General features: G+C 54.0%; 4 rRNA genes (1 of these 4 running past the window's edge). All 4 read right to left on the bottom strand.

Annotated elements, in window-relative coordinates:
- Positions 1-11, bottom strand: a 5S ribosomal RNA gene (gene rrf / locus QHL1GM_RS14740); it reaches 105 nt to the left of the window's first position.
- Positions 12-233: 222 nt separating this feature from the next.
- Positions 234-349: ribosomal RNA gene (rrf, locus tag QHL1GM_RS14735) — 5S ribosomal RNA — on the bottom strand.
- A 148-nt stretch (positions 350-497) separates the two neighbouring features.
- Positions 498-3,390, bottom strand: a 23S ribosomal RNA gene (locus QHL1GM_RS14730).
- Positions 3,391-3,636: 246 nt separating this feature from the next.
- Positions 3,637-5,169, bottom strand: a 16S ribosomal RNA gene (locus QHL1GM_RS14725).
- The 16S, 23S and 5S rRNA genes sit together here, the layout of an rRNA operon.
- Positions 5,170-5,356 lie beyond the last annotated feature (187 nt).

Below are 5,356 nucleotides of genomic sequence, written 5' to 3'. Positions count from 1 at the left end.
TCATGGGCATTCCTCCTTGAGGAGTGCATTTTGACATAAAACACCGAAAAACCGCACGTTAGTTGGGCTTCAGAGAGTACTTCATGTCATCGCGAGCGAAGCGTGGCGATCTCGAGGTGGCTTGCCACCGCAGGACGAGATGGCCGCGTCGCTGCGCTCCTCGCCATGACATGACTTTTCTTCCACGCACACAAAAAACCCAGCCGGGTGGCTGGGTTCTTCGTTGAATAGGTGCCTGACGATGACCTACTCTCGCATGGGGAGACCCCACACTACCATCGGCGCTAAGCGGTTTCACTGCTGAGTTCGGCAAGGGATCAGGTGGTTCACGCGTGCTATGGTCGTCAGGCGTAACTGTTAATGCATATCATGCTGACGAGCGTTTGCTCAAGTGTGTGCGTCTCATGGTGCCGCCCTCGCTGTTGCTGGGGCCACACGCTGCGTATCCGGCTTTTTAATGTTGCGTCATCATTACGACCAGACCCCTTGGGTGTTATAGGGTCAAGCCTCACGGGCCATTAGTACACGTTAGCTCAACGCCTTGCAGCGCTTCCACACCGTGCCTATCAACCAGCTGGTCTCGCTGGGCCCTTCAGGAGGCTCTAGGCCTCAGGGATGTCTCATCTTGAAGGGGGCTTCCCGCTTAGATGCTTTCAGCGGTTATCCCGTCCGACCATAGCTACCCGGCAATGCCACTGGCGTGACAACCGGAACACCAGAGGGTCGTCCACTCCGGTCCTCTCGTACTAGGAGCAGCCCTTCTCAAACATCCAACGCCCACGGCAGATAGGGACCGAACTGTCTCACGACGTTCTAAACCCAGCTCGCGTACCACTTTAAATGGCGAACAGCCATACCCTTGGGACCGACTTCAGCCCCAGGATGTGATGAGCCGACATCGAGGTGCCAAACACCGCCGTCGATGTGAACTCTTGGGCGGTATCAGCCTGTTATCCCCGGAGTACCTTTTATCCGTTGAGCGATGGCCCTTCCATACAGAACCACCGGATCACTAGAACCTGCTTTCGCACCTGCTCGACGTGTCTGTCTCGCAGTCAAGCACCCTTATGCTCTTGCACTCAATGCACGATGTCCGACCGTGCTGAGGGTACCTTCGTGCTCCTCCGTTACTCTTTAGGAGGAGACCGCCCCAGTCAAACTACCCACCACACACTGTCCTCGATCCGGATAACGGACCTGAGTGAGAACGCCAATGATGCCAGGCTGGTATTTCAAGGTTGGCTCCCTCCGAACTGGCGTCCAGAGTTCAAAGCCTCCCAGCTATCCTACACAGGCAACATCAGCGTCCAGTGTGAAGCTATAGTAAAGGTTCACGGGGTCTTTCCGTCTAGCCGCGGGTACACCGCATCTTCACGGCGATTTCAATTTCACTGAGTCTCGGGTGGAGACAGCGTGGCCATCATTACGCCATTCGTGCAGGTCGGAACTTACCCGACAAGGAATTTCGCTACCTTAGGACCGTTATAGTTACGGCCGCCGTTTACCGGGGCTTCAATCAAGAGCTTCGCCTTGCGGCTAACACCATCATTTAACCTTCCGGCACCGGGCAGGCGTCACACCCTATACGTCCGCTTGCGCGTTAGCAGAGTGCTGTGTTTTTAATAAACAGTTGCAGCCACCTGGTATCTTCGACCGGTTCGGGCTTAGAGAGCAAGTCTCATCACCCTACGCCGGCGTGCCTTCTCCCGAAGTTACGGCACCATTTTGCCTAGTTCCTTCACCCGAGTTCTCTCAAGCGCCTTGGGATTCTCACCCTGACCACCTGTGTCGGTTTGGGGTACGGTCGCACATGATCTGAAGCTTAGAGGCTTTTCCTGGAAGCGTGGCATCAGTGACTTCCTGACCGTGGTCAGTTCATCTCGTGTCTCGGCCTTAAAAGGGTCCGGATTTACCTAAACCCTCAGCCTACTCACTTTCACCAGGACAACCAACGCCTGGCTCACCTAGCCTTCTTCGTCCCCCCATCGCAACCATGTCCGGTACGGGAATATTGACCCGTTTCCCATCGACTACGCCTTTCGGCCTCGCCTTAGGGGCCGACTCACTCTGCTCCGATTAGCGTCGAACAGAAACCCTTGGTCTTCCGGCGAGGGAGTTTTTCACTCCCTTTATCGTTACTCATGTCAGCATTCGCACTCGTGATACCTCCAGCAGACTTCTCAATCCACCTTCATTGGCGTACACGACGCTCCTCTACCGCTCATTCCTAAGAATGAACCCGTAGCTTCGGTACCTGGTTTAGCCCCGTTACATCTTCCGCGCAGGCCGACTCGACTAGTGAGCTATTACGCTTTCTTTAAAGGATGGCTGCTTCTAAGCCAACCTCCTAGCTGTCTGAGCCTTCCCACATCGTTTCCCACTTAACCAGGATTTCGGGACCTTAGCTGACGGTCTGGGTTGTTTCCCTTTTCACGACGGACGTTAGCACCCGCCGTGTGTCTCCCACGCGTTACTCACCGGTATTCGGAGTTTGCCTCGGGTTGGTAAGTCGGGATGACCCCCTAGCCGAAACAGTGCTCTACCCCCGGCGGTACTACGTGAGGCGCTACCTAAATAGCTTTCGAGGAGAACCAGCTATCTCCGAGCTTGATTAGCCTTTCACTCCGATCCACAAGTCATCCAAATCTTTTTCAACAGATCCTGGTTCGGGCCTCCAGTTGATGTTACTCAACCTTCACCCTGCTCATGGATAGATCGCTCGGTTTCGGGTCTATATCCAGCGACTGTGTCGCCCAGTTAAGACTCGGTTTCCCTACGGCTCCCCTATACGGTTAACCTCGCCACTGAATATAAGTCGCTGACCCATTATACAAAAGGTACGCAGTCACAGGACTAAGCCTGCTCCTACTGCTTGTACGCACACGGTTTCAGGATCTATTTCACTCCCCTCTCCGGGGTTCTTTTCGCCTTTCCCTCACGGTACTGGTTCACTATCGGTCAGCCAGGAGTATTTAGCCTTGGAGGATGGTCCCCCCGTCTTCAGTCAAGGTTTCTCGTGCCCCGACCTACTCGATTTCACATGATCAGATTTTCGACTACGGGGCTATCACCCGCTACGGCCAGACTTCCCAATCTGTTCGCCTAATCAGTCACATGCTTAAGGGCTGGTCCCCGTTCGCTCGCCGCTACTAGGGGAATCTCGGTTGATTTCTTTTCCTCAGGGTACTTAGATGTTTCAGTTCCCCTGGTTCGCCTCGTACACCTATGTATTCAGTGCACGATACTCATCTTATGATGAGTGGGTTTCCCCATTCAGAAATGCCCGGGTCACAGGTTGTTGCCACCTCACCGAGCCTTATCGCAGGCTACCACGTCTTTCATCGCCTCTGGCTGCCTAGGCATCCACCGTGTGCGCTTCATTGCTTGACCCTATAACCCGAAGGAGTCTGGATGTCGCAATGATCACGTTTCATTTTGCCGGATACGCTGACGCGTATCACAATTTAAGACGCACTTCTTACGAAGTGTTCTTGTCAGCATGATATACATTGTTAAAGAGCGACTGCTATACGCAGTGATAAGGCAACGCCATGGGCGTCTGGCTTATCACTGCGCATCAACAGCTATCTGATCAGGTAATTCATTGTGGACGCTTGCCAACTGTGACGCATCGTTTAAGGAGGTGATCCAGCCGCAGGTTCCCCTACGGCTACCTTGTTACGACTTCACCCCAGTCATGAACCACACCGTGGTGATCGCCCTCTTGCGTTAGGCTAACCACTTCTGGTGCAGTCCACTCCCATGGTGTGACGGGCGGTGTGTACAAGGCCCGGGAACGTATTCACCGTGACATTCTGATTCACGATTACTAGCGATTCCGACTTCACGGAGTCGAGTTGCAGACTCCGATCCGGACTGAGACCGGCTTTAAGGGATTCGCTGACTCTCGCGAGCTCGCAGCCCTTTGTACCGGCCATTGTAGCACGTGTGTAGCCCTACCCGTAAGGGCCATGATGACTTGACGTCGTCCCCACCTTCCTCCGGTTTGTCACCGGCAGTCTCCTTAGAGTTCCCACCATTACGTGCTGGCAAATAAGGACAAGGGTTGCGCTCGTTACGGGACTTAACCCAACATTTCACAACACGAGCTGACGACAGCCATGCAGCACCTGTCTTACAGTTCCCGAAGGCACACCAGAATCTCTTCCGGCTTCTGTAGATGTCAAGGGTAGGTAAGGTTCTTCGCGTTGCATCGAATTAAACCACATGCTCCACCGCTTGTGCGGGCCCCCGTCAATTCATTTGAGTTTTAACCTTGCGGCCGTACTCCCCAGGCGGTCGACTTATCGCGTTAACTTCGCCACAAAGTGCTCTAGGCACCCAACGGCTGGTCGACATCGTTTACGGCGTGGACTACCAGGGTATCTAATCCTGTTTGCTACCCACGCTTTCGCACCTCAGTGTCAGTGTCAGTCCAGAAGGCCGCCTTCGCCACTGGTATTCCTCCCGATCTCTACGCATTTCACCGCTACACCGGGAATTCTACCTTCCTCTCCTGCACTCTAGCCTGACAGTTCCGGATGCCGTTCCCAGGTTGAGCCCGGGGCTTTCACAACCGGCTTATCAAGCCACCTACGCGCGCTTTACGCCCAGTAATTCCGATTAACGCTTGCACCCTCCGTATTACCGCGGCTGCTGGCACGGAGTTAGCCGGTGCTTCTTCTGCGAGTGATGTCTTTCCTGCCGGGTATTAACCGACAGGCGTTCTTCCTCGCTGAAAGTGCTTTACAACCCGAGGGCCTTCTTCACACACGCGGCATGGCTGGATCAGGGTTGCCCCCATTGTCCAATATTCCCCACTGCTGCCTCCCGTAGGAGTTCGGGCCGTGTCTCAGTCCCGATGTGGCTGATCATCCTCTCAGACCAGCTACGGATCGTTGCCTTGGTGAGCCTTTACCTCACCAACTAGCTAATCCGACATAGGCTCATCCAATAGCGGGAGCCGAAGCCCCCTTTCTCCCGTAGGACGTATGCGGTATTAGCCTGGGTTTCCCCAGGTTATCCCCCACTACCGGGCAGATTCCTATGCATTACTCACCCGTCCGCCGCTCGTCAGCATCTAGCAAGCTAGATCTGTTACCGCTCGACTTGCATGTGTTAGGCCTGCCGCCAGCGTTCAATCTGAGCCATGATCAAACTCTTCAGTTTAAGATCTATGTGATCCTTACATGTCACCCGAAGGCAACAAAAGCGGATCAAACTTGGCTCAAGGTTCAAACGAATTCATTCAAAACAGATCCCAAAGGACGAATCCTTTAAAACCCTATTGCTTGAGTCGCTTGCCTTGATATTGGGTGATTTGTCACCAACATCAGCAAGCGCCCACATGAATTAC

The organism is Halomonas sp. QHL1, assembly GCF_001882345.1.
GTDB lineage: Bacteria > Pseudomonadota > Gammaproteobacteria > Pseudomonadales > Halomonadaceae > Vreelandella.
Note: the sequence above shows the minus strand (reverse complement) of the source record. Positions and strands in the feature narration are given on the sequence as shown.